This is a genomic window from Pirellulales bacterium, from assembly GCA_019694455.1.
GTDB lineage: Bacteria > Planctomycetota > Planctomycetia > Pirellulales > JAEUIK01 > JAIBBY01.
Genome location: JAIBBY010000012.1, coordinates 20,145 through 45,831 on the forward strand (window position 1 = coordinate 20,145; position 25,687 = coordinate 45,831).

General features: G+C 64.3%; 15 protein-coding genes and 1 tRNA gene. 8 read left to right on the top strand and 8 right to left on the bottom strand.

All coding sequences use genetic code 11. The features are described 5' to 3' along the window. The first annotated feature begins 156 nt into the window (after positions 1-156). Together K1X71_06925 and K1X71_06930 are read left to right on the top strand one after the other, a co-directional pair. The gene (locus K1X71_06925) at positions 157-1,716 is read left to right on the top strand and encodes a protein kinase (protein MBX7072867.1); all 1,560 of its coding nucleotides are present in this window, start codon (positions 157-159) and stop codon (positions 1,714-1,716) included. Positions 1,717-1,892: 176 nt separating this feature from the next. Continuing rightward, positions 1,893-1,965 (top strand) — tRNA-Glu (locus tag K1X71_06930). A 96-nt stretch (positions 1,966-2,061) separates the two neighbouring features. Here the strand turns inward: K1X71_06930 and K1X71_06935 are convergent. After that, the gene (locus K1X71_06935) at positions 2,062-3,669 is read right to left on the bottom strand and encodes a hypothetical protein (protein MBX7072868.1); all 1,608 of its coding nucleotides are present in this window, start codon (positions 3,667-3,669) and stop codon (positions 2,062-2,064) included. 227 nt (positions 3,670-3,896) lie between these two features. Here K1X71_06935 and K1X71_06940 point away from each other — a divergent pair, with 227 nt between their 5' ends. After that, entirely contained in the window at positions 3,897-4,619 is a 723-nt protein-coding gene (locus K1X71_06940) for a YebC/PmpR family DNA-binding transcriptional regulator (protein ID MBX7072869.1), read from the top strand. 124 nt (positions 4,620-4,743) lie between these two features. Here the strand turns inward: K1X71_06940 and K1X71_06945 are convergent, their stop codons facing one another. From K1X71_06945 to K1X71_06965, 5 genes are all read right to left on the bottom strand, one after another. Then, positions 4,744-4,911 carry a hypothetical protein gene (locus K1X71_06945; protein MBX7072870.1) on the bottom strand — a complete coding sequence of 56 codons (168 nt, stop codon included), beginning with the start codon at positions 4,909-4,911 and terminating at the stop codon, positions 4,744-4,746. Next, a complete protein-coding gene (locus tag K1X71_06950; protein ID MBX7072871.1) occupies positions 4,908-5,510 on the bottom strand; it encodes a hypothetical protein in 603 nt (200 codons plus the stop codon). Before K1X71_06950 ends, K1X71_06945 begins: the two co-directional genes overlap by 4 nt. 105 nt (positions 5,511-5,615) lie before the next feature. Further along, positions 5,616-8,906, bottom strand: a complete 3,291-nt coding sequence (locus K1X71_06955) for a hypothetical protein (protein MBX7072872.1) — start codon at positions 8,904-8,906, stop codon at positions 5,616-5,618. Between the two features lie 70 nt (positions 8,907-8,976). Continuing rightward, positions 8,977-13,665 carry a PEP-CTERM sorting domain-containing protein gene (locus K1X71_06960; protein ID MBX7072873.1) on the bottom strand — a complete coding sequence of 1,563 codons (4,689 nt, stop codon included), beginning with the start codon at positions 13,663-13,665 and terminating at the stop codon, positions 8,977-8,979. Between the two features lie 464 nt (positions 13,666-14,129). Further along, positions 14,130-15,500 (bottom strand): PhoPQ-activated pathogenicity-related family protein, encoded by a 1,371-nt coding sequence (locus K1X71_06965; GenBank protein MBX7072874.1) that lies wholly within the window; start codon positions 15,498-15,500, stop codon positions 14,130-14,132. A 262-nt stretch (positions 15,501-15,762) separates the two neighbouring features. On the opposite strand from K1X71_06965, the gene K1X71_06970 reads away from it, so the two are divergent. Beyond that, on the top strand, positions 15,763-18,132 hold the full coding sequence (locus tag K1X71_06970; protein ID MBX7072875.1) for an MMPL family transporter: 2,370 nt from the start codon (positions 15,763-15,765) through the stop codon (positions 18,130-18,132). Here the strand turns inward: K1X71_06970 and K1X71_06975 are convergent. Then, the gene (locus K1X71_06975) at positions 18,023-20,146 is read right to left on the bottom strand and encodes a hypothetical protein (protein MBX7072876.1); all 2,124 of its coding nucleotides are present in this window, start codon (positions 20,144-20,146) and stop codon (positions 18,023-18,025) included. The genes K1X71_06970 and K1X71_06975 overlap by 110 nt on opposite strands. Before the next feature lie 219 nt (positions 20,147-20,365). On the opposite strand from K1X71_06975, the gene K1X71_06980 reads away from it, so the two are divergent. The 4 genes from K1X71_06980 (at position 20,366) to K1X71_06995 (ending at position 23,271) form a co-directional block, all read left to right on the top strand. Then, a complete protein-coding gene (locus tag K1X71_06980; GenBank protein MBX7072877.1) occupies positions 20,366-21,181 on the top strand; it encodes an ABC-2 family transporter protein in 816 nt (271 codons plus the stop codon). Between the two features lie 69 nt (positions 21,182-21,250). Beyond that, positions 21,251-22,012, top strand: coding sequence for an ABC-2 family transporter protein (locus tag K1X71_06985; GenBank protein ID MBX7072878.1), 762 nt, complete (start codon positions 21,251-21,253; stop codon positions 22,010-22,012). Positions 22,013-22,057: 45 nt separating this feature from the next. Then, positions 22,058-22,513, top strand: coding sequence for a hypothetical protein (locus K1X71_06990; GenBank protein MBX7072879.1), 456 nt, complete (start codon positions 22,058-22,060; stop codon positions 22,511-22,513). Then, positions 22,510-23,271, top strand: a complete 762-nt coding sequence (locus K1X71_06995; GenBank protein MBX7072880.1) for a class I SAM-dependent methyltransferase — start codon at positions 22,510-22,512, stop codon at positions 23,269-23,271. The genes K1X71_06990 and K1X71_06995 overlap by 4 nt, the downstream gene beginning before the upstream one ends. Positions 23,272-24,360: 1,089 nt before the next feature. Here the strand turns inward: K1X71_06995 and K1X71_07000 are convergent. Then, positions 24,361-25,491, bottom strand: a complete 1,131-nt coding sequence (locus K1X71_07000; GenBank protein ID MBX7072881.1) for a PA0069 family radical SAM protein — start codon at positions 25,489-25,491, stop codon at positions 24,361-24,363. Between the last annotated feature and the right edge of the window lie 196 nt (positions 25,492-25,687).

A 25,687-nucleotide genomic window follows, 5' to 3' on the forward strand; every position in this document is an offset into this window, starting at 1 on the left:
TGCCGTCGCCGCGGGCCTACGGGATACTATTAGCCAGCCAGGGCGCGGGGGGCCCCAAGCAGCGAACGTCGGCAGGCGGCAAAATATGCTTGCTCAATCGCCGATCGGTTCGAATTCGGACGAGCCAATTCCCATCGTAGCAGCCGTCAAATGCCCATGACAGAGGGAGCACCAAGCCAGCCGAATCTGACCGAAGCGGATCTTTCGGGTCGGGAGCTGGGCGGCTATCGCGTCTTGCGCCGCTTGGGGCGCGGCGCCATGGCGGCCGTTTATCTGGCGGAGCAAACCTCGCTCAAGCGGCAGGTGGCCATCAAAGTGCTGCTGCCACACCTCGCCGCCGATTCCAGTTATGTCGAGCGTTTTCGACTCGAAGCGCAGGCCGCCGCCTCGCTCGTCCACGCTAACATCGTGCAGGTGCATGAAGTCGGCGAGTGCGACGGTTGGCACTACATTGCGCAGGAATATGTCGCCGGCGTTAATCTCAAGGACTACCTCCGCCGTGAGGGGCCGCTCGCATTGACGCCGGCCGTGAGCGTCATGCGGCAGGTCGTCGCCGCGCTGGCCAAGGCCGCCTCGCACGGCATCGTCCATCGCGATATCAAACCAGAAAACATCATGCTCTCACCCGCCGGCGATGTGAAAGTGGCCGACTTCGGTCTGGCCCGCATCGTCAGCGACGCCACAGTGAATCTCACCCAGGTCGGCGTCACGCTCGGCACCCCCCTCTACATGAGCCCCGAGCAGGTCGAAGGCCGACCGCTCGATCCGCGCAGCGATCAATATTCGTTTGGCGTCACCTGCTATCAAATGCTGGCCGGCCGCCCCCCGTTCGAGGCCGATACCGCGCTCGGCGTCGCGGTGCAGCACCTGCGCACCACTCCCCGACCGCTCGGCGAAATCCGCACGGACCTCCCCCCCGCGTTTTGCGATCTGGTGATGCGCATGCTCGCCAAATCACCCGACGAGCGCTTCACCAGCGGACGCGAACTGCTCAAGCAACTCGGCGCGCTCAACTTGCCGGGCGTCGACGCCGATTGGGCCGCCGTGGCCGACATCGACGACGCCCCCACATCCGGCCAGGTGACCGCCGCCACGCAGCACTTGCAAACGGTGCTCACGCGGCAACTGCAACTCGACCAGCGCCCCCGGCGCCGCGCGTGGGTCCTGTTCGGCCTCATCGCGCTGGGCCTTTGCGCTGGCGCCGCCGTTGGCTGGCGCACGCGCGCGCCGTTTGTCTTGGCGGGGGCCGACCCCACGCGATCGCACGTCGAGCGACGCCCCAATGTCATCGATCAGCTCTTTTACGCCACGGCCTTGAACACCGAGGAGGGCTGGCTGGCAATCCATGAGTATTTTCCCGAGGAGGATTTTTACATTCGCCTCGCCGATCAGCAGTTGGCTCGGCTCTATCTGCAAGAGGGAGACTACGCCCGCGCCGAGCCGATCTTTCGCGAGTTCGCCGGGCTCGATCCGGCGGAAGAGAGCTTTCGCGCGTTTGGCCTGGCCGGCCTGGCCGTGGTCTACAGCTTGGAGGGGGACCCGCGCCGCTCGGCCGAGGAGTTGACCCAGCTATTGCCGCTGGCCAAGCATCTCGACGATCAAATGCGCCGACTGGTGGACGGCGTGATTCGCCGCAATCAAAACGCGCTCAGCCAACAGGCCGCCGACCGCTGGCGCGAGCTTTTGGCCGAGCCGACGCCGGTCGAAGACGGTTGACACGCGGCCGCCGAATGTAGAAAACTATGGACTCGTCGGCCTGCGGGCCGATAATTCCCGTGGCGCCTCGCTCGCAAGACTCGAGGCCAGCCACAGGCCGGTAGAAAAGGTCGTCTTGCGGCGCAATGGCCCTCAGGCGCGCGCCGCAAATCGTCCTCGCATGCTGGCCGCCACACGCCCCCATCGTCTAGTGGCCTAGGACATCGGGTTCTCAGTCCGAGAACAGGGGTTCGACTCCCCTTGGGGGTACTGACAGAGCCATCGCTGGAGCCATCTCCAGCGGTGGCTTTTTTAATTGTTGACTGGCTATGAAGTGTTGGTGATCGGTGAGCACATGGCCGCCACTCACGGTTTCGCGCTTACGGTCACTGAGCCATCCAGTTGCTTGCCGGCGAACGGGCCGTAGACGCCTCTGCGCCAGGTGACCGGCTTCAACCGTCGCAAGCCGCGAAGTTGTTCGCCCAGCGCGCCCGCGACCTCCGTCTGCGCGAGCAGCTTGCCATCTTGAGCGATCGTCATGCTCGCGTCGCGCAGCGTCAGTTCCACCACGGTCGGGCCGCTGGTCCACGCGAGGCTGGCGGCCAGAGCGCCGGGCATCGTCACTCGATACACCGTGCCATACGACTTCCACTTGTCCGGGGCCAGAAACGGATATTGTTCTGGGTTCCATTCGCACGCCGATTTGGCGGAGGTCGATACGAACAGGTCGCCCCCCTGCGTCACCAGACTGGTGACGCGCTGCCCCCATTGATTGCCAACCGGGCTTCCCTGATTCTCTTTGTCGTACGGGTGAATCGTCTGATCGGTGACCTCGGGATGCGAAAACATCCGCCGCATGAACGACCACTTCTTGGCGTCGGGGCTATAGCGCCATAGTTCCCCCCACGGCCAGACCCCCACGAGCGGCTCGCCGCCATAAATCACCGTCGTCTGCGCCTCGCGCGCGCTGCCTGACGCCCCGACCAGCGTTGGCGGCCAACCGGCCCGGTCGGTGATCGAGTTTCCGTCGTACTCGAACAGCCGGCCAGTCGGATATTGCCCCATCAGCAACCGATCATAAAACGCCATGGTCGAATAAAGCTGGTAGCTGACCTGCACGTTCGGTTCCAGACGCATCTGCCAGCGATCGTCGTCGAGCACATAAAAACCGCCGATGTTCGACCCGGTCACAATCTTTCCGCCGAGCACGCCCCAGGCGAAGGTCGTCTCGCCGACGATCGGCAACGTGCGCGCCGCGGCGCTCGCGCGCAGATCGATCGGCCCGTCACCCGGCGCCCAGCGACAGGCGTACAACTTGCTGAAGCCGTCTTGCTCGCTGGTAAACGGGCGATAGCCTCCCTCTCCGCGATCGACGTGATAGAAGCACAGCCTGCCATTGGCGTAATAGAAAAGCTGATAGGTTCCGCGATCTGGCCGCTGCAGGATGGCGCGGCCGTCGTAGCGCACCGCGCTGTCGCCGAACTCGAGCAAGCCATCGCCGACGCGCATGGCCTCCTGCGTGCCACCGACGCTCGGCTGCTCGCGCCAAGTTTGGCTGGCGGCGTCCCACGACCGTAGCCCGCCAGTCGTCGCATACACCACGTCGTCGCGGCCATAGAGGTAGGCGCCGCAGAGCGCATTCGGCCTCGGCAAGGCTTCGATCGCAAACTCTCGCTCCCCGCTCGTCGGTCGCACAAAGAATTGCAACTGATGCCGATCTGCCCGGTTCTGCGTGTTGTACACGTTCAAGAACCCGGCCCCGATCACCAGCGTCCCATCGTCGCTGGCCACCTCGAACAGCGAGCCGAAGCACTGCCCCACGTCGGCTCCGCGATCCAGCACGATTCTGAACGTCGTCGCATCGCCGGCCCGCGCCGGCGCAAGGCACGGCCAACAGCGCCCGCCGCACAGCAAAATCGCGGTCAGAATCGCCATCAAAATCACCCGTCGCGGCGTCGCGCGCTGATCGTGCATGTCGTGCCTTTCGTTGAGCGCGGGAACCGTGTTCGCTCCCGCGTGGCCGATGGGCCTCGCCCTTTTCTCCACACCCCCACCGCGTATTGTAGCCGCCGAATACTGGCCCATTGCGGCAAGGCGCTGCGGAAGTCGGACTTGCGCGAATTGCTAACTGGAACCCCTGGCTGGTAAAATCCGGCTCTCCGTTCCACCAAACACAGCCATCTCAACAGTCAAATCGCCGCATGGGAAGAATCTTCGAGAAGCGCAAAGAGTCGATCTTCAAGACGGCGGCGCAAAAGTCCAAGCTCTACGCCAAGTACGGCAAGCAGTTGTATGTGGTGGCCAAAAACGGCGTGCCCGACCCCGAGGCCAACCCCTCGCTGCGCAGCATGATCGAAAAGGCCAAGCGCGAGCAGGTGCCCAGCCACGTGATTGAAAAGGCGATTCAAAAGGCGAGCGGCGCGGGGGGGGAGGACTTTCAGGCCGCGCGCTACGAAGGGTTTGGCCCCGGCGGCGCGATGGTGATCGTCGATTGCCTGACCGACAACAACCAGCGGACCATCTCCGACATCCGCAGTTGCTTCACCAAGACCGGCTCGAAGCTGGCGGCCAACGGCGCCATTGTGATGTCGTTCGACCACGTGGCGGTGCTCTCCTTCAAGGGGGACAACGAAGAGCAGGTGCTGGAGGCGATGTTCGCCGCCGACGTCGCCGTGGACGAGGTCGAGTCGAGCGACGGCTACATCACGATCTTCGCCCCGCCCGCCGAGTTCCACAAAGCCAAGAAGGCGCTGTTAGACGCGCTGCCACAGGTCGATCTGGAGACGCAGGAGATCACGTTTTTGCCGCAGTCGCGCAAGACGCTGAGCGCGGAGGATCAGGCCTTGTTCGACAAGTTCCTGGGCATGCTCAACGACTGCGACGACGTGCAAGAGATTTATCACAACGTCGCCCCGGCGGGCTGATCGCGCCGCTCGATAGCAGCACCAACCCGGCCGCGATTGCGCAAAGCGCGATTCCCGCTGCTACAGCAGCGCCAACCAGAAAGCGGTGGGTGGGTCGCATCAGATCGTGCCCGAGTCGCTTGGCCTAATGGTCGCCGCTGTCGACCAGGGCTTGGAAGTCGCGTTTCAAGTGGGGCCAGCGCCACTGCACGCGCGGCGACCCCGCGCCGCTGCGATGGCCGCGCCGCATCTGATGCGCGCGGACCACCAGGACGCCATGCTCTCCATCGTGGGTTGTGCCATGCTGGTTCATGTCGCTTGCCTAGTCATGTCGCGTATGCGGTTTACTGTCCAGCAGGTCAACGGCGCGCCGCTGCGCTGGTCATAGTCGCCGGTCCCGGTCGCCAGACCGATGCGCCACCGCCCGCCGCAATCGTCGCACGCGCGCAGCCAATTGGGTGATTGATCGTCGCCCGGCCAGCACAACAAGCCGCCGCAGTCGGGACAGGTCACGCTCTCCGGCCAACCCCCCGCCGTCACGATATGGATAGTGTGCGCTGTATACGCCACGGTCGTTTCCGGCAGGCCGTCCGACGGCGGCCAGCCGGGATACACGCTCTCCCGCCATGCGTCGACAATGCTGTCGTGCCACCCCGGATAACGGTAGCGAAACAGCGACGGACTAACACGGCCCATATAGCAGTCGTCGGCGCGGGGGCGCAATGGCTGAACGCGCGGCGTTTCGCCCGGCGGTATCCGCCGCGTGTAGACCAAGCCGTCGCACAGAACAAACTGAATCCGCGACTTCACGCCGGGGTCGGGCAAAAACCCGTCGTTGGGGTCGCGCAATTCCAATAGCGCGCGCCCCAACAGGCGGTTTAGTTTGCCGTCTAGGTCGGGATGCTCAAACATGCGCGCCACCCTCCAGCGTCACTTTCCAGTCCGGCGGCCCGCTCCTGGTGTGACCGATATCAACCACCGCGCAAAGACCAGTTTTTCACCCCAGGGCGTGAACGGTTACGGATTGTTCGCCGGGATGTCGGCGCCGGTTCGCGGCAGCCGATGCGTGAAGCCGGTGCCGGTGCCCGCAGCGTCCAAGATTGTGCCGGGCACCGGGGCGCCAAAGTCGAGCACCAGCGGCGTTGCGCCGGCTAGGCTCGTGACGAGCGACATAGCGACGCACAGTAGCACGCGGCAAACGCTGAACTGCGAGAGATGCTGTAGCAAAGCGCGAATTGGCCGCCCCGTCATCCGGCCTACGGCTCGCCGATACAGCGCGCCAGCGACCATGCCGGCGCAGCCGACGAGCAACAGTTGCGCCGCCGCAGGCTCTGGCACGGGGATCGCTGCCGAGGCGGCAGCCGGGGTGAAGTGGTCTGCCCAAACGGTGTAGTCGGCGCCGGAGACGATGCCATCGCCGGTGAAGTCGCCTTGTCCCCACGTGGCGCCAGTGGCTTTGAAGTGGTCGGCCCAGATGGTGTAGTCGGCGCCAGAGACCCGGCCATCGAGCGAGGCGTCGCCCGCCAGTTTGGTCACATCCGCCGAACCGACGTTCACCAGGAAATAATCGAGTTGGTTCTGCATCTGAGTCTGCGAAGCCGCGTTCGCGTGCGAGATGCCAAAGTAATAGTCGGGCGTGGCGTCGAGCCACGGCAGCGGCACCGCCGGACTTTGGCCATTGGCGGCGGGATTGGTGATGTTCTCCCAGGCCATCTGCCACAGTCCGCCGCGGCGCGTCAGCGACAGCAAAACGTCGTCCCCTGGCGCAAAGGCGCCATGGCCAGTAGCGAAAGTATTGTCGTCGTGGTACGACGTGCCCGACCAGTTTCGCGAGAAGAAGTAGGTCTCACCGTTGTGCAGACTGACGCGCAGCGTGTCGTTGTTCGGCGCGCCGGCCACGATCGATAATTGATCCGACGCGTTCGGCACTTGAATATCGCGCACCATCATCGACACGGCGAAATCCTGCGCCCCGACCCCGGTCACATACAGCGCCGGCGTGACCGCGATCCCCAGGTTCACATGAAAGTTCAAATTGGAAGCGGTCGATGTTGTGCGCAACAGACCCGGCGTGGTGGTCACGTCGAGATAGGGATCGTTGGTCGGGATGTCGGCGCCGGTTCGCGGCAGCCGATGCGTGAAACCGGTACCGTTGCCCGCAGCGTCCAAAATCGTGCCGGGCACAGGGGCGCCAAAGTCGAGCACCAGCGGGTTCGCGGCGGCGAGGCTCGTAACGAGCGACATGGCGACACAGAGCAGCGCGCGGCAAACGCTGAACTGCGAGAGATGCTGTAGCGGAGCGCGGGGTCGCCGCCCCCTCATCCGGCCTGCGGCCACCTTCTCCCCCTGCTGCGCGGGGGCGAAGGACGAATGCGACCAGCGACCAGCACCGCGCGGCCACCGCAGCGCGGCACTTAGCGCGCGGCAAGCGCTGAACTGCGAGAGACGACCTAGCGAATCGCGAGTTTGCCTCCCCCTCATCCGGCCTGCGGCCACCTTCTCCCCCTGCTGCGCGGGGGCGAAGGACGAATGCGACCAGCGCCTAGCGCCGCGCGGCCACCGCAGCGCGGCACTTAGCGCGCGGCAAGCGCTGAACTGCGCGAAATGATGTAGCAGAGCGCGGGGGCGCCGCTCCCTCATCCGGCCTGCGGCCACCTCCAGCCCTTGCTGCGCGGGGGCGAAGGACGAGATCGACTTGCTCAAGGTTCGGCATAGCCACAGTTGCGCGGGGGCGAAGGACGAATGCGACCAGCGCCGATACAGCGCGCTGACGATCATGCCGGCGCAGCCGACAATCAACAGTAGCCCCGCCCCCGGCTCTGGCACGGGGATGGCCGCTGAGGCCGCCGGGGTGAAGTGGTCTGCCCACAACGTATAGTCGGCGCCGGAAACCGTGCCGTCGCGGTTGAAGTCGCCTTTCGAAAAATTGCCGGGCTGATGAAAGTGGTCTGCCCAAACGGTGTAGTCGGCGCCGGACACCTTGCCATCGCGATTGGCGTCTCCCGGGATGGGGGCGGGGAGCGCCTGAATCTGATAGATCACCCCGGTCCCTGGCGCGCTGAACGAACCGGTGCTCGTCAGATCGGTGAGGAACAGCGAGTTGCCGCTGCTCAAGACGCCGTTCCAACTGCCGACCGAGGGATCGTCGTTCGAAATGAAGTGCAGGTATTCGTTGCGCGCAAAGTCGTAATAGACCAGGGGGTTTTCGCCATTGGCCAAGCCCGCCTTGCCCGACTCGCCGTGAAAGGCGACGAACATGCCGTTGTTGAGCCCGCCCGGAAAGGCGGCCGGCGACAGGCCAATTTCGACGGGTCCCTCGCTCTCCGACTGCGTGGGCCCCAGCGGCTGAAACGCCACGATCGGCGCAACGCCAGTGTTGCCGATCTGCGCGCCGGTGCGGTATTGAATGTAGGTGTCGGGGAAGCCGAAGTTTTCGACCGCGCCCCCCAGGTCGCCGGCGGCGATCACGTTCAACTCGTCGGCGCTGAACGCCTCTGAGAGGTTGCCCGGCGTGTCGATGCCGTTGTCTTCAAAGTAGAGCGCGCCGCTGTTGGGCTGAATCACCATGCCGGCGGCGTTGCGCAGCCCGGAGGCAATCTGCTCCAGATTGCTGACGACGGGCGCAGGCCCGGTGTCGCTGACGCGGACGCGATAGATGGAGTCGCCGGCGAGCGTGCCGCTGGCCAGTCCGCTCAGGCCAACCGTGCCGGTGGTCGCCAGATTGTTGAACTGCGAGCCAATGTTGAAATACAGCTCGTAATCGCCGGGGGAGCCCGCGACCGGGCGCGTGGTCATGGTGTAGGTGCTGTGCTCCCAGCCGGCGGGAAACGAAAAGTTGAGCGAGCCGAGCAGCGAGTAGGGATCGGCGGCGGTGGCCCCTGTGCGCAGCAAGCTAATTCGCTGCGAACCCGATTGTGAACTGGTCGCGAAGACCAGGCTCCCTTCGCGCCGGACCGAAGTCACCACGCCGGGCAGTCCGTTGTACAGCGTTTGCGGCGCCGCGTCGGCCACGCCGTCGCTGTTGGCGTCGACCAGTCGCACCAGCGCTCCGGTGGAGTTGAACAGGCTGCCGTTGGGGTTGCTGGTGGCGACCAACAGCGAGCCATCGCCGAGCGTTTGCATGCTGGTCGGAAAGTTCAAACCGCTGCGGTAGGTGGTCACCCGAAAATCGAGCGGATCGATGAATGGCGAGTCGCCGAACATCAAAGGCTGCGCGCGGGCCGCCCCGGCGCACGAAATGAACGTCATTGCCAGCGCGGCCAGCGCAATCGACCATCGCACCCAACAGGTTGGGTAACTTCGCCTCATCTCCTCCTCCATGTGCCGATGACCCCAGTGGCAGCCCGATCAACCAGCCGCGCTGGCCGCAAGGCGTAGTCTACACCTTTTTGCGGCGCGCCGCGGCGACTGCAACGAGCGCCGCGCCCAGTCCGCACAGCAGCAGAGAAGAAGGCTCGGGCACGGCCACCGCCATCGACGGCAGCGCCGCCGCCAGCGGCGTGGCGCCGAAGTTGTCGGCCCAAATCGTGTAGTCGGCGCCCTCGGTGTGGCCATCGCCGTTGAAGTCGCCGGTTTGCCAGGTGGTGGCGCCGGCGCTCTTGAAGTTGTCTGCCCACACCGTGTAGTCGGCGCCGTTGACCTTGCCATCGAGATTGGCGTCGCCGGGTCGGGTGACGAACAACGTCAGATCGCCGACACCGTACACCGGCGCGTAGGCCAATCCGCCGGGCGCCGCGATGCCGTTGATCTGCGAGAAGTAGCCGCTGCGCAAACCGGCTTCGACCACGGCGAAGGTGTTGCCATACACGGGCGTGAAGCCGCCAATGGTGGAGATGTTCAACACGCCATCCAACGCGGCGATGCCGGCGGCCGCCACCTGATCGTAGCCGCTGCCCGGCGTAAGGCCGCCGATCTGGCTATTCAAGACGGCGCTGGCGTCTTGCACATAGCTGCCGGCGATCGAAAGCTGTCCGGCGGAAGAACTGCCCGGCGCAACCGTGCCCGAGTTGAGCACGCTGCCGGTGATCTGGCCGCTGCCGGTGAGGGCGCCGTTGGCCACGTTGACAAACGGGGCGTTGAGCGTGCCGCCGGCGAGCGCGACCGAGCCGCCGCCATACACGTTGGCGATGCCGGCCACGTTGACCTGCGCGCCACCTGTGATGTTCAGCGCGCCTGTGCCGCCCGAGACGCCGGGCGAGTCGCCACCGACAAAGAGCGCGCCGTTGTTGGTCCAGGTCGAACCCGCGCCGTCGACATTCACCACGCCGTTGGCGCCGGGGACGCGACCAATGGCGCCATAGGTGTTCGACACCGCGCCGCCAGCGGTGACGTTGAGCGTGCCACTACCGAGCGAGCCCACCTCGATGAAGCCGCCGTTGGTCCAGTTGGAACCGGCGCCGGTGACGGTGGCCACGCCGGTGGCGTCGCCATATTCGCCAATGGCCGACGCGAAGGCGACGTTCAACTGACCGCCGGCGCTGACCGTGAGATTGCCATTGCCGTGCTGCGAGCCAACCTCGACGATGCCGAGATCCGGGCCGCCGGCGTTGACGTTGATCTTTGAGCCGGCGCCAGTGATGAGCACCGTGCCGCTCGATCCATTGTTGAAGCCGACTTGCAGATCGCGCTGCGTGACGGTGGCGCCCCCCGAGACTGTCAGCGAGGCCGCGCCGGTTTCGGCCAGCCGCAGAGTTCCGGGGTTGGTCCACGACGAACCGACGCCGTCGATGGTCACCGCGGCGCCGCTATCGACGGTGTAGCCGCCTTGCAGCGTGCCGGCGTTGTGAACTGTCAGCGTGCGCCCGGCCAGCGGCAAGGTTCCGCCGGTCCGCGCCAAGAGGCCACCATCGACGTCGATGTTTTGCGCGTTGATGGTTCCGCCGGCCAACTGCACGCTGCCGTTGTCGTAGATTTGAAGCGCACCGCCAGCTTGCAGCGTGCCGTTGTTCACGGTCAGGCTGCCGGTACCGCCGACGCCGCCCGCGCCGCCGCCGACATACACCGCGCCGGTTGATTGCACCTTGGAGCCGGCATCGTTCAAGGTCACCGTGCCCGTGGCGCCGCTGTTCTTGCCAATCGCAACCGCGGCAGCGCTGACCTGCCCGCCGCCGCCGACGGTCAATTGGCCATTGCCGCCGCGTCCCACATCGAGCGCGCCGGCGCTGTTGATTTGCGAACCGGCGCCGCTGACGTTGGCGCTGCCGGTGGCGCCGGCCAATTCGCCAATGGCCGTGGTCGCGGCGACATTCAGTTTGCCGCCGGCGCTCACGGTGAGATTGCCCTGCCCTAGTTGCGAACCGATCGTCGCCGCGCCAAGGTCAGGCCCCCCCGCGTTGACGTTGACCACCGAGCCGGCGCCGGTGATGAGCGCCGTGCCGTTGGAACCGGCCGCCGAGCCAAGATTCAGGTCGTGTTGCGTGACGGTGGCGCCGCCACTAACCGTTAGCGAAGCGGAGCCAATTGCGGCCAACGCCAGATTGCCGGGGTTGGTCCACGACGAGCCAGCGCCATCGATGGTCACCGCGGCGCCGCTGTTGACGGTGTAGTTGCCTTGCAGCGTGCCGGCGTTATGCACCACGAGCGTGCGGCCGTTGAGCAGCAGGCTGCCGCCAGTACGAGCCAGCGAACCGCCATCGACATCGTAGCTGGCCGCGTCGATCGTTCCGCCATTGAGCAGCACGTTGCCGTTGTCATAGACTTGCAGCGCGCCGCCGGCTTGCAACGTGCCGTTGTTCACGGTCGCGCTGCCGGTTCCGCCGACGCCAGCCGAGCCACCGCCGACGTAGATGGCGCCGGAGGATTGCAGCTTGGAGCCAGCGTCGTTCAGGACGACGGTCCCGGTGGCGCCGCTGTTCTCGCCAAGGGCGACTTGCGCGGCGCTGACCTGCCCACTGTCGCCAATTGTCAATTGACCGCTGCCATCACGCCCGACATCGAGCGCGCCGCTGTTGGTCCAGGTGGAGTTGAGGCCGCTAACGGTGACCGCGCCGATGGCGCCCGTTCCTCGCCCGATCGTGCCGTCGGTGTTGGAGACGGCGCCGCCGGCGGTGACGTTGAGTGTGCCGTTGCCGAGCGTGCCGACCTCGATGAAATCGCCGTGGGTCCAACTCGAACCAGCGCCGGTCACGGTGGCCACGCCCGTGGCGCCATTGAATTCGCCGATCGATGTGGCGAAGGCAACGTTCAACTGTCCGCCATTGGCGATGGTGAGGTTGCCTTGCCCCACCTGCGAACCGACTTCGACGATGCCGAGATCCGGGCCGCCGGCGTTGACGTTGATCTTTGAGCCGGCGCCGGTGATGAGCACCGTGCCGTTTGATCCATTGTTGAAGCCGATCAACAGGTCGCGCTGCGTGACGGTCGCGCCGCCGGAGACCGTGAGCGAGGCCGCGCCGGTTTCGGCCAGCCGCAGCGTGCCGGGGTTGGTCCACGACGAGCCGACGCCGTCGATGGTCACCGCGGCGCCGCTATCGACGGTGTAGCTTCCTTGCAGCGTGCCCGCGTTATGGACCACGAGCGTGCGCCCGGCGAGCGGCAAGGTTCCGCCGGTCCGCGCCAACAGGCCGCCGTCGACATCAATGCTTTGCGCGTTGATGGTTCCGCCGTTGAGTTGCACGCTGCCGTTGTCGTAGATCTGTAGCGCGCCGCCGGCTTGTAGCGTACCGTTGTTCACGGTCACGCTGCCGGTACCGCCGACGCCCCCCGCGCCGCCGCCGACATACACCGCGCCGGCCGATTGCACTTTGGAGCCGGCGTCGTTCAAGGTCACCGCGCCGGTGGCGCCGCTGTTCTCGCCGATCGAGACCACCGCGGCGCTCACCTGCCCGGCGCCGCCAACGGTCAATTGGCCATCGCCGTCGCGCCCCACATCGAGCGCGCCGGTGGCGTTTAGCTGCGAGCCGGTCCCCGACACGGTGGCCGTGCCGTTACCGGTAGCCGCGCTACCAAGCGAAACCACGTTGCTGTTCACCACGCCGCCGCTCGAAACGCCAAGCGAGCCGACGCCCGCCTTGCCAACAAAGATCTCGCCGCTGTTGCTCCAGGTGGAACCGGCACCACTGACGGTCGCGCTGCCGGTGGCGTCGTCTGACGTGCCAATCTCTCCTTGGCCGCTGACGACATCGCCGCCGCCTTGAATGTTAAGCGTGCCGTTACCGTGAGCGCCGATATTCGCAGATTGACCACTGAGGTTCCAGGTTCCGCCGGCGCCGACGGTCACCGTGCCGCTGCCGCCGTTGGCGGTTGCTATCCTGGCGGCATTGGTGACCAGCGTGCCGTTGTTGATGGTGAGCGAGGCGGTGAGCCCGGCCCCCTCGCCAATGGTCGACAGCACCGAGGGGGAGGCCAAGGTATACGTGTTGCCCGCCAGGTTGAAGGTGACGGCGCCGTTGCGCACGCTCAGCACGTCGTTGGTCACATTGCCGTCAAAGTTCACCGTGTAGGTGTTTGGCAGGTCGAACACCGCCGTGTTCGACAGGCCGGGCGCCCCCAGCGGCGACCAGTTGCTGGCTCCGCTGAACGTGCCGCCCGCGGCGTTCACCCAATAGCGCAGAGGCGTGGGGATGTTGAACGTGCCGGCCAGCGGATACTCGACCGCTAAGCGGGCGACGATCCCGGCAAAGTCGACATTGGTGTTGGCCACGATGCGCCCGACCGGCACCGTGTTGAGTTGCGATCCGCCCCCTGTTCCGGCGGTGATCGCGTAGCTGTTGGCCGCTTCGACAATGCTGGGGCTCACCAGGTTTTCTGTCCAGGGAGAACTGAACCAACTGTCCTGGTCCATGTCGTAGCCAGACAACGGGTCGGCCGTGAAGGCGGCGGCGTTGGTCTCGGTGTCGACCTTGATCTTGCTGTAGGCCTTGGTCTGCTTGATGCCGCCGGTGAACGTGAGTTGGTCGAGAAAAAACGAAGCGAGATTCGCATCGTCGGCGTCGAGCGTGACATCGATGGCGTAGTAGCCGCCGCCGACATCGGTGTAAGTGGCGTTCAAGATCGGCGCGGCGCTCGCGGTGGCCACCAGCGCGGAGAACGAAACAGCAAAAACCAAAGCAAACAAGCGTGACGGCATGTCATGCCTCCCCAGTGAAGAATGTGCGTCGGGATCGCGCCGGCCCAGTGGCGCGAACAATCGTCCTAGAGGCCCGAACACCATATCGCCCGCACTTTCGCGGGCTGATGTCACGAACCTGCCCTGTGTCCGCCGCAAGAATTACTTCCGTTGGCGGACCGCTTCCCTTGCGGCGTGGCTACTGTGAAAACCGCCCTCGCAATGGGAAGTCACGTGAATGAACAGGCGTACGGTAACAAATTCACCCGCCCCCTGTAAAGAATTTCCTTGCAATTGTGCAAGCTATTTTGATAAATGGCGCGAGGCCCGCGCCGCGCGCGATTGGCTCGCGCGCATTTCCAACGCTCAATCGAGCGAACTCGCGCGCGGCGCGCGCGATAAAAAAAGCCTCCGAGCGTTTTCGCTCGAAGGCTTCCGGAAGTGGCAGTCTCGCTGGCGAGACCGTCGCTGAATTGTGCTCGCGGCTAGTTGCCCGTCGCCGCCGTTTGCGAGTCGACCGCGCCGACGATCTTCACGTTCGTCGACAAGAAGTAGGGCGCGCCGCCATCTTTGTACACGGCCTCGCCAAACAGCGCGGCGTAGCCGCTGGCCGGCACCGGCAGTTCATACACATATTTGCCGTCTACCTGGCTCGTCGGCTGCGACACCCACTTGGACTCGCGGAAATCGCGGGTTGGCGCCGTGGCGGTCCAGACCACCACCTTCATCGGCGCCACGTCGCTCGTGACGCTCAGCCGCGTTTTGCCATCGGCCTCGGCCAGATCCCACTGGAGGTTGGGCAGCGTCAGTTGCCCGGCCGCCTGCTTGTGCAAGGCGCCAATCGTGCCGATCAAACGTGGGATGTCATCGACCATGTGCCCCTTGTTCGGCACGTACAACAGGCGTTTCTCACCGAGCAGATCGTTCCAATACAAGTTGCAGGCGTCCAGGCACCAATAGCGGTCGTTGGCGCCCATGATGAGCAGCTTGGGCTGCGTCAGCTTGTCTCGGTAGTGAAACGGATCGACCCACGAGCCGAGCTTGCGCCCGGCTGGCGTATCCATCTTTTGTTGAATGCCGCGGCGCGTGTAATCCTGAATCTGCTCGGAATACTCGCCCCAGCTCGCCAACTGGTGCTTCATCTGCTCGGGCATGTTGAGCGTGTCGATCACCATGGGGGCGATAGCGTTGGCCCGCGCGTCCACGGCGCCGGTCAGCCAGGTGGTCCAGCCGCGCTTGCTGGCGCCGGTCACGGTGAAGTTTTTGATGCCAAGCTGCCATTCTTTCTGGGCAAACTCCTGTGTGGCGTCCATCGCGCGGACGGCGCTCTTGACCATCGGAAAGAGCAACGGCCACTCGGCGTCTTCGGTCTTGAAATACTGATCGAAGGTGTACGAGATGATCTCGTCTTCCTTCATGCCGTCGAAAATCGGTTGAAACGGCACCTGCAACAAGAGCGCCACCGGCGCCTTGATCTGCCGCACCACCTGCGCGAGGATCGCCGCCTCGCCCGGTATCTCGGGCTTGGCCGGATCGATCGGCTTGTCGAGCCCGTCGTGCCAGTCGCCCCCCCAGATAATGAGCATCCCTTGCTCGGGGTTCTTCACTTCCTCCGGCCGCGCGATGTAAAGCTGATGCTTCCAGGTGATCCCCTTCCAGGTCTGCGAGGTCAGCGTCAGTTCGACGAACTTCACGCCGCCGAGTTCGCGCTCTTGCCGTTTGACCCACTGATAACTGTCGTCGGGCTTGGCGACGTAGTCGCGCAAGGGGCTCGGATCAGGCTCGGCCAGCGCCGGCAGCGCGCGGTAGAGTGCCACCAGCGCAACAAAACACGCAACCAAGAATGGTTTCTTCACGGAACGACTTCCTGAGGGCGGGGCGAGGCGGGCGGAAGATGAAAGAGCGGCCGGCGACAACCGAAGATTGCCGGGTCGATCCTTCGGCGGGCAGCGCATTTTTCAGGCGCTCTCGCACCATAGCATGCCCGATTTGCCGCTTCAAGCAAATTGCGGCATTTGTCGCGATTTTCGCGCATCCTCAGCGTCCGGCTCGACCCGCCGGCGGCTGATTGGGTAGAATCGGCCGTGCGTGCCGCGGAATCAGAAAGAGACCCTCCCCTTGCGCCTTGACGCCCCCGCCGACCTGTTTGCGCGCTTCCGACCGCTGGTGGCCCTGTTCGTCATTGCGCTCTGCATCGCCGCCGGCATCGGCCTGCGGCGGCTGGAGTTCGACGACGTCCCCCGCGATGTCTTCAAGACGTCTGGCGACGAATATCATCAACTCGAACGGTTCTTCGCCGACTTCGAGTCGGACGACAGCGACTGTTTGCTGGTCGTCCAATCGCCGGACCTGTTCACCCCCCAATCCATTGCCCGCTTGCGGGCTTTTGTCGATCAGGTTGGCCGCGTGCCCGGCGTGCAGTCGGTGCGCAGCCTAGTGGATGTGCTGGTGTTCGACGAGGGGCGGCCCCGCTCGCTACTGCCGGCCGCCGCGGCGCCGCCCGCGGCTTATGCTTTGGCGCGCCAGCAGGCGCTTGCCCTGCCGCTGGTGCGTGGGCAGGTGCTGTCAGAAGATGGTCAAACGGCGCTGGTCGTCGCGCGATTGAACAACGACGTCGCCTCGATCGCGCAGATCAAGCCAGTCGCGGCCGAATTGACGCGGTTGGCCAGCGAGGCGTCGAGCGCCCACTGGAGCGCGCGGTTGACGGGCCTGCCGCCGATTCGCGTCGAAATCTATGAAATGGTGCAGCGCGAGACGACGCGCTTTGTGCTGATTGGCGCCGGGCTGGCCTTTTTGACGGGCGTCGCGCTGTTTCGCCAAATCTGGGCCGCGGTGATCGTGGCCGCCGCCCCGATCACCGCCTCGTTCTGGACCTTGGGGCTGATGGGGCTGGTCGGCGAACGGCTCAATGTCATCAACACCGTGCTGCCGACCTTGATTTTGGTCGTCGGTTTTGCCGACTCGATGCACTTGCTGATGGACGTGCGCCACTCGCTGGCCGATGGCCTGTCTCCCTTGGAAGCCTCCAAGAACGCCATCCGCCATCTCTTTGTCGCTTGCCTGTTGACCGCGGGCACCACCGCGATTGGCTTTGCCGCGCTCTGTCTGGCCGAGGTGAACATCATTCGCCAGTTCGGCATCGACGCCGCCGCCGGTTGTGTGTTGGCGTTCATCGCGACCGTCACCATCGTGCCGCTGCTCGCCAGTACGCGACTCGGCCACCGCATTCGCGCCGCGCACGATCAGGATTTTGTCGTCAAGCATTTTCACTACTTCGAGCGCGGGCTGGATTGGATCGTCGCGCACGCGCGCATCGTCACCGCCGCCGGAATGGTGGTGACACTGCTGTTGGCCACTTCGATGTGGCGGCTGATCCCCGACAACCGCGTGGTCGAAATGATTCCGCGCGGCAACGAGTCGTATCGGGCGCTGCGGCATATCGACGAGTCGCTGGGGGGGAGTCTCCAGATCTTTGTGGCGGTCACCTGGCCCGACGATCGCGGCCTTGCGGACCAGAGCGTGCTGGACGCGATCGCCGCCGCGCAGCAGGCGCTGGCCGAGACGCCGGGGGTGCATTACCCCATTTCGGTGCTCGACTTGTTGCGAGCGCTGCCGGGCGAAGGAGATGACCTGCGGCTGCGCGTGGCGCTGTTGCCGCTAGCGCCGCAAGACGTGACGCGCCGCTATGTGCGCCCCGAACTGCGGCGCGCGCTGGTCACCGCCCGGTTGGCCGACATCGGCAGCGCGGCGACACGCCCGCTGTACGATCAGATCGACCGGCGCTTAGCCGCGCTGGCCCAAGAGCATCCGGGCATGGAACTGAAGCTCACCGGCACCTCGGTCATTGGCGCGCGCAGCGTGCATAAGATGATCGAATCGCTCAATCAAAGCCTGCTTGGCGCCGCGGTGGCGATCTTCGCGGCGATTGGCGTGGGCTTTCGTTCTGCTCGGCTGGCGGCGATCAGCGTGCTGCCGAACATCTTTCCGATGGTGGCCACCGCCACACTCTTGGTGCTCAGCGGTCGGCCGCTGCAAATGACCAGCGTCATGGTGTTCAGCATCTGTCTGGGCATCGCGGTCGACGACACCATCCACTTCCTCAATCGCTTTCAGCGTGAGATGGAGATCGACGGCGACGTGCGCGCCGCGATGAAGCGCGCCTTTCGCGCGGTCGGTTCGGCAGTGATTACGACGACGGTGGTGCTGCTGGTCGGGTTCGGCAGCGTGCTCACCAGCCAGATGCCCCCCAGCTTTCTGTTTGCCTGGCTGTCGTGCGTGGCGTATGCCACCGCGATCATCGGCGATCTGGTGCTGTTGCCGGCGCTACTGGTTTGCTTTTATCCCGCAGGCAAGCCCAGCGAGCGCCGCTGGCGCCGCGTTAGCGACCACCCGCCGGAGCGAGCGCCGGCTCATAGTCGCGCAGCCACAGCCGCCAGCGCCGCACCGCTCCTTGCCGCAAATTCGGCGAGTCTTGCGGACGATAACTAAAGTCCTTGCCCGTGATCCGCTCCAAGTTCCAGATCGCCAGCACCCGCAAGTCCAGATCGGTGCTGTCGAGGTCGGCCACGAGTGTGGCCGCTTCGCCGCCGCGCAATTGAGCTTCGGTGTAGCCCGACAGCATTCTGAATATTTCCGCCGCCTGATTTGGCCGCCGCTTGACCAGCGCCGCGCGCAACTTGGCCGCCGTCTCTGGTCCGCGCGCCAGCGCCTGGTGCAACTGGTCGACATGCTCGTCCCACGAACTGCGCTGCAGCGCCTCGCCAAGCGCATCGATCATTGGCTCGAAATTGCCCAGGTACGCTAGCCCCTGAACGGCCAGCGCCTTTACCTCGTTGCGCCGATTTTGCGCCAGTTCCAACAGCGTCAGCCGCGCCGAGCGATCGGGCGTGATTGTCGCCGCCAGCACGTCGGCGCCACGGCGATCGACCTCGCTCGTGTCGTCGGTCAATAACCAGGTCGGCAGATCGGCGTCGGCGATGCTTTGGGCCGGCTCCTCGCTTGCGAGCGAGCGCCGCGCCGGCGCCGCCATCGTTTCGGCAGCGGCGGCGCCGTCGGTTTGCCAATTCACCGTCCCTTTGCCCACATACAGTATGGCAAACCGCGTTGGGGTTTCTTGCATCGGATCAGTGCCGTCCAACAGTTCTGGACGCGTCTCGATGCCGGCGACCGACGACGCGTCGTTGAGCGTCAGCACCCCAGAAATATCTCCCATGTGCAGCTTGATCTTGGCGTCGGGCGTGCCCGAGTTCATCAGGACCAGCCGACCATACTCGATCTGCAACACCGGGCCGCTGTCGGCGTCGATTGGCTCAAACGTGATCGCTGTTCCGCCCAACACCTGCGCGGTGATGCTTGAGTTCAGCGAGATGGTGCCGCGAAAACCCGGCAAGCAAACGATCCGTTCCCCGGCGGTCAGCGGCTCGTGCTGCGGCAGCCGCAGCCATTCGTCGGGCGCTTCGAATCGCAACAGCACCTGCTGCCCTTCGGATACGAAGCGCCCCACCTGCGACGATTGATCGGCTGGCGCCGCCGGCTCGGCGGCTGGCGCATCTGCATTCGTAGCGGCCTTGGTCGCGGTATCCGCCGCAACTGGCGCGCCGGCCACCTTGTCCATGCCGGGCTCGGTCGCGGGCGCCGCACCATCCGCCGGAGTCGGCGCAACTGCATCCGGCATGGGCTCGGCCTTGGCCGGCACTTTGGCGGTATCGGTTTTGGCGGGCATGTCGGCCGCCTTGGTTTCATTGGACGCTATTTCACTGGGCGACGTTTTGCTCGGCGCCGTTTCGCTTGGGGTATTGTCCGGCGCCGCAGCTTCTTCCGCATGCGGCGCCGCATCGGCCTGCTCACCCGGGGCCACTGGCGCGGCTTGCTCCGCTGCCGGCGCCTTTGCCGCAGGCGCGTCGGCCGGCGCCTGAGCGATCTGCTCTTGGGGGCGTAAGAACACGAACATGCCTATTGCCAGCAGCAACAGCGCCGCAATCGCCGCCGCCCAGCGCTGCCAACCGCCGCGCCGATCAGGTTCGCGCAAGTAGTCGGGCACAGTCGGTCGACGTCGTTCGCGCCGCTTGGGAGGCGCTGTCGGCGGCGACAATAGCGCAGCCGGCGTGGCCGCCCCTTCCTCGCGAGCCACGGCGTACATCCGTTGGCGGCTGGCGGGGTCCACCTCAGCCGGACCGCTCAGCACCAGCGCCAAGATTTGGTGGCAAGCCGCCACCTCGGCCAGGTGCATGTCGGATTCCAGACACACGCGCTCAAACTCCGGCACCATTTCGGCGGGCATCGTATTGTCCAGATACTCCGCCACCGTGTTCGCGTCGCCCCCCATTCCCTTGGCGGTGATGCCCGGCACGCCCAGCCGCAACCGGCGCATCACATCGCGAATGCGATCGACGATGCCGGAGGCCAGATCGCTCTCTTCGATCTTGTGCTCCAACTGTTGCGAGTCGGTCGGCTCCAGCAGGTCGTCTAGATAAGCCAAGAGCGTGCGTAGTGTAAGTCGCATTCGCCGGAACCTTCAGGCAGAGAATCGAGAACCATTGCCGCCACCATGAATAGTGCCGAGGCGGACCCGACTTCGTGCATCGTGGAGAAAAAAAATGGCGATGACTGTCGCTAAGCCTTGCCCGCAAAGCCTTTGCCGCCAGGGTTCCCCCTTGCGAGCCAACCGGTCGGCGACCATAACAGGGCGGTTCGCGGCGCCGATTCGACTGGGAGCTCTGAATTGCCGGCCAAAGCCCAAACCTGGTGGACCATACTGCGCATTTGCCTCGAAGAGCGGCTAGTCTACCGAGGCGATTTCGCCCTCGGCACGCTCGTTCGCTTTCTCCCCTTTGTCACGCAAATCTTTCTCTGGGCGGCCATCTTCGCCGCCAATGGCGATCAGAACATCGCCGGCTACAGCTACCGCGAGTTTGTCGCCTACTACTTGCTGACCATCGTTTCGCGCGCTTTTTCCAGCATGCCCGGGCTGTCGGCGGGCATCGCGCTGGAGATTCGCGACGGCAGCATCAAGAAATTTTTGATTCAGCCGATCGACATGATCGGCTTTTTGCTGGTCAAACGGATCGCCCACAAGCTGGTCTATTATCTGGTGGCGGCCGGGCCGTTCGCCTTGGTCTTCTATCTATGCCGAGGCTACTTCAATGGCTGGCCACCGCCGCACATTCTGGCGGCCTACTTCGCCTCGCTGGCCATGTCGTTCCTATTGGGCTTCTTTCTCGAAGCGACCATCGGCATGATCGGTTTCTGGATTCTGGAAATCAGCTCGCTGCTCTTCGTCTACATGCTGTTCAACTTCTTCTTCTCCGGGCACATGTTTCCCATCGACATGCTCCCCGGCCGCTTTGGCGACGTGGTGCAGTTGATGCCGTTTCAATACCTGGCCTATTTCCCGGCGGCGGTCTTTCTCGGCAAGATCGAGGGTCGTGACCTGATGCTTGGTCTGTGGACGCAGGCGGCCTGGGTCTTCACCTTCATTGTCGCTTGCCGCGTTTCGTTTGCGCTGGGACTGAAGCGCTACAGCGCCTACGGAGGTTGAGCGGTGCGGCAGTTCGAGCGCTACCTGCGGGTCTTTCTCACCTTCGCGCGCAATAGTTTGGTTCGCGACATGACGTTTCGCGCCAACTTTGTGATCGACTGCGTCTCGTCGCTGACCTGGATGTTCATGAACCTGGGCTTTTACCTGCTCATCTTTGAGTACACCGATTCCATCGGCGCCGGGACCGGCTGGAGCAAGTTTCAGTTCTTCATTTTTCTCTCCACCACGCTGTTCATCTTCAGCCTGGTGCAAGCCTTCTTCATGCCCAACGCCAACGAGTTTGGCGAGTTGATCCGCACCGGCAATCTCGATTTCGCGTTGCTCAAGCCGATCGACACGCAGTTTTTGGTGTCGCTGCGCCGCATCGAATGGTCGAGCCTGTCGAACTTTGTGTTCGCGCTGGTGCTGTTGTTCTATTCGCTGTGGCGGATCGAGTATCGCCCCGGCCTGGTCGAGTGCCTGTTGTATCCGTTCTATTTGCTCTGCGGCGTGGTGGTGATGTACTCGCTGATGATGCCGCTGGCGGCTTGCGCCGTGTGGCTGGGGCGCAACGAGAGCCTGTACGACTATTGGTTTTACGTCACCAATTTTTCCCGCTACCCGATGGAAATCTATCGCGGGCCGCTGGGGACGCCGATCCGCCTGATCTTCACCTTTGTGATCCCGATTCTCTTGGTGGTCAACGTGCCGGCGCGGATGCTGGCCCGTCCGCTCCACGCCGACGAATGGCGTCTGGCCGCGCTGACGCTGGTCGTCACCGCGGCGAGTTTTCTGGTCTGCCGCTGGATCTTCAACCGCGCGCTGGTCAGCTATCGCAGCGCCAGCAGTTAGACGCAGCGCCAGCAGTTGAGCGGCGCCCGCATTGGAGCGGCATTCATGACCAACCTCCAAGAAAACCCCTTCGCCAGTCCGGCCCCGTTGGCGTCGCCGCGCGGACAGCATGCGGCCAGCGAACCAGCCGATTGGAAGAAGATCGCTCGCCGCTGGGAGTTGTTGCGAATTCCCTACAACGTCTTGGTCTTTTTGGCGGGCATGTTTTGGATCGCGCTCAACCCCGATCAGCTCCGCTATTGGCCGGAGATCGTGATTTTCGGAATTGCCGCGAACCTTGCCTACTGCATCGGCCCTCTAGGCGAGATGTATGTCCATTGGTTTTGCGACACGTTCGATCGGCGGCTGCCCGCCTGGCTGACCATGTCGCTGCGCTCGCCATCGCTCACGTTCTTGCTGTTTTCGCTCGGCGCCGCGTTTTCGGTGGTGGTGACATTGGCTGCTGGTTATCTGACGAACGAGACAATTTTCATTCACGACACATACATTGTGAACCCATGAATTCAAAATCCTCCGTCGACGAGATTCGCCGCCGCTTCGACGCCGATGTCGATCGCTTTTCGAATCTCGACATTGGCCAGTCGGCGACGATCGATTCTCCCTTGGCGATGGACCTGGTGACCGAGGCGGCCGCAGCCGTCACCCCCAACGCCAAGGCGGTGCTCGACATTGGCTGCGGCGCCGGCAACTACACGCTCAAGCTGCTGCAACGACTGCCGGCGCTCGATGTGACTTTGGTCGATCTGAGCCAGCCGATGCTCGATCGCGCGGTCGAGCGAATCACGCCCACCACCAGCGGTCGCGTGCGGGCGACGCAAGGCGATATTCGCCAAGTCGAACTGGCGCGCGAGTCGCTCGATATCGTGCTGGCCGCTTCGGTGTTGCATCACTTGCGTTCGGATGACGAGTGGCGGGCCGTGTTCGGCAAGATCTTCGCCGCGCTCGCCCCGGGCGGATCGTTCTGGGTCTTTGATCTCATCGAGAGCCAACTCCCCGCCGTGCAGGCCATGCAGTGGCGGCGCTATGGAGAATATCTCGCGCGGCTTAAGGACGCGGCCTATCGCGACACGGTGTTTCAGTATGTCGAGGCGGAGGACACGCCGCGCAGCCTGCCGTTTCAGCTTGATTTGCTGCGCGGGGTGGGCTTTTCGCAGATTGAGGTGCTGCATCAAAACGGCCCCTTCGCCGCCTTCGGCGGAGTGAAGGCGAGTGGATCGGGAAGAAGACAACCGCCGAGGCACGGAGACGCAGAGGGGTGAGGGTAGAAGGAAAAAACGCCAAGGCGCAAGGGAAAGAGGAGAGTAAGAAGAAAGCCCCCTCACCAGCGACCTGCGGCCGCTACCTCTCCCCCGACTGCGCTTCGCTTCGTGGGGGCGAGGTGAAGAGAAGAAAACCGCAGAGACGCCGAGACGCGGAGGGGCGGTAGTGGTTAGTGTCGAGTGGATAGGGGAGGAGGCGGGCTTGATTGGGGCACGCCGATCGGATCAGGTGAGCAGTGGAACAGGTGAGAGGCCCCCCCTCACCAGCGACCTGCGGCCGCTACCTCTCCCCCTACTTCGCTTCGCTCCGTGGGGGCGAGGTGAAGAGAAGAAAACCGCAGAGACGCCGAGACGCGGAGGGGCGGTAGTGGTTAGTGTCGAGTGGATAGGGGAGGAGGCGGGCTTGATTGGGGCACGCCGGTCGGATCAGGCGAGCAGTAGAGCAGGTTAGAAGCCCCCCTCACCAGCGACCTGCGGCCGCTACCTCTCCCCCTACTTCGCTTCGCTCCGTGGGGGCGAGGTGGGTGAGAAGAAAACCGCAGAGACGCCGAGACGCCGAGACGCGGAGGGGGAGGAGTGGTTAGTGGCGAGTGGATAGGGGAGGAGACGGGATTGATTGGTGACACGCCGGTCGGATCAGGCGAGCAGTAGAGCAGGTTAGAAGCCCCCCTCACCAGCGACCTGCGGCCGCTACCTCTCCCCCTACTTCGCTTCGCTCCGTGGGGGCGAGGTGAAGAGAAGAAAACCGCAGAGACGCCGAGACGCGGAGGGGGAGGAGTGGTTAGTGGCGAGTGGATAGGGGAGGAGACGGGATTGATTGGTGACACGCCGATCGGATCAGGTGAGCAGTGGAGCAGGTTAGAAGCCCCCCTCACCAGCGACCTGCGGCCGCTACCTCTCCCCCTACTTCGCTTCGCTGCGCGGGGGCGAGGTGGGTGAGAAGAAACAAATCTTCAATTATAGTTCTTTGCTCCCTCTCTCTGCTCTGCGTCTCCACGTCTCTGCGGTAGACGAACTTTCTTCGGCGGCCACAGCCGCGCCTAAGGTCCCTAGCGTCTGCCCTCGAGTCTCACTTTCTGTTCATCTCATTCAATCAAACAGCGGCAGTTGATCGCCAGTAAGTCGGGCGCGTCGAAACTTTGTTGTGTCAATCGCCGGCGTCAGCTTACCGTCGAGACCATGCTTCTTGGCGAACACGGCGAATTGTCGGCCAATCCCTTCGGCATAGGCGCCGCCCCCTTTCATGCGCTGCCCCCATTCAGAACGGTAATACTCGCCGCCGCGCGTGGCCTGCACCAGCGATTCGATCCGCTCCTGCTTTTCCGGATAGTTGCGAACGAGCCAATCGCGAAACACCGGCTCGACCGCCAGTGGCAATCGCAGCAGCACATAGCCCGCCGAGCGCGCACCGGCCTGGCTCGCCGCCGCCAAGATCGCAGGGGTTTCCAGATCGGTGAGGCCGGGGATGATCGGCGCGACCATCACGCGCACCGGCACGCCCGCCGCGGCAAGCTGAGCAATGGCGTCGAGCCGCGCCGCGGGCGAACTGGTTCGCGGTTCCATGGCGCGCGCCAAATTTGCGTCGAGCGTGGTGACGCTCATGTTGACATGCACCAGGCGCTCGCGGGCCAACTCGGTCAGCAGGTCGAGATCGCGCAGCAGCAGGGCATTTTTGGTGATGATGCCCACGGCCTGACGCGCTTGAGCGCAAACGGCCAGGCAGCCGCGCGTCAGCTCATACTGCCGCTCGGCCGGCTGATAACAATCGGTGTTGCCGGAGAAGGCGATCAATTCCCCCTGCCAAGATTTTTTGGCCAGCGCCTCGCGCAACAAATCCGGCGCGCGATGTTTGACCATGATCTTCGATTCGAAGTCGAGCCCCGCGTCGAAGCCCAGATACTCGTGCGTGGGCCGGGCGTAACAATAGGCGCAGCCATGTTCGCAACCGCGGTACGGATTGACGCTGAACCGAAAGCCGACGTCCGGGCTGTTGTTCTCGCTGATGATCGACCGGGTTTGATCGGGCAAGAACTGAGTGGCTAACCGCGGCTGGGCGTCGGCGAGCGGGCGCCGGGTTTGGCGGTCGATTGCAGGCGGTTCGTCCGGTCGATAATCCGCGTCGGCAGCGGGCGCCTGTTCGAGCCGCACCCGTTCGTATCGATTGGGCGGTCGGCTTTGGGCGCCGCGACCTTTGATATTTTTTTTGGCGCCGTCAGCCACGGCGTCACCCGAAGCGTTGCTGTCATTAAAGGGGACCGCGCGTCATGCCTTGCCATTCTACCGCTTGCGGCCGCCACATTTTGCCTTCGCCGCTGGGGTAAAAGTTTGACCGCCCACCTTCAGGCAGGTAGTTTTCAACTAGCAGCTCGCCCCTCGGTTCGCCCATCCCCCCTCTCCCACCCGACATGGAGGCGTT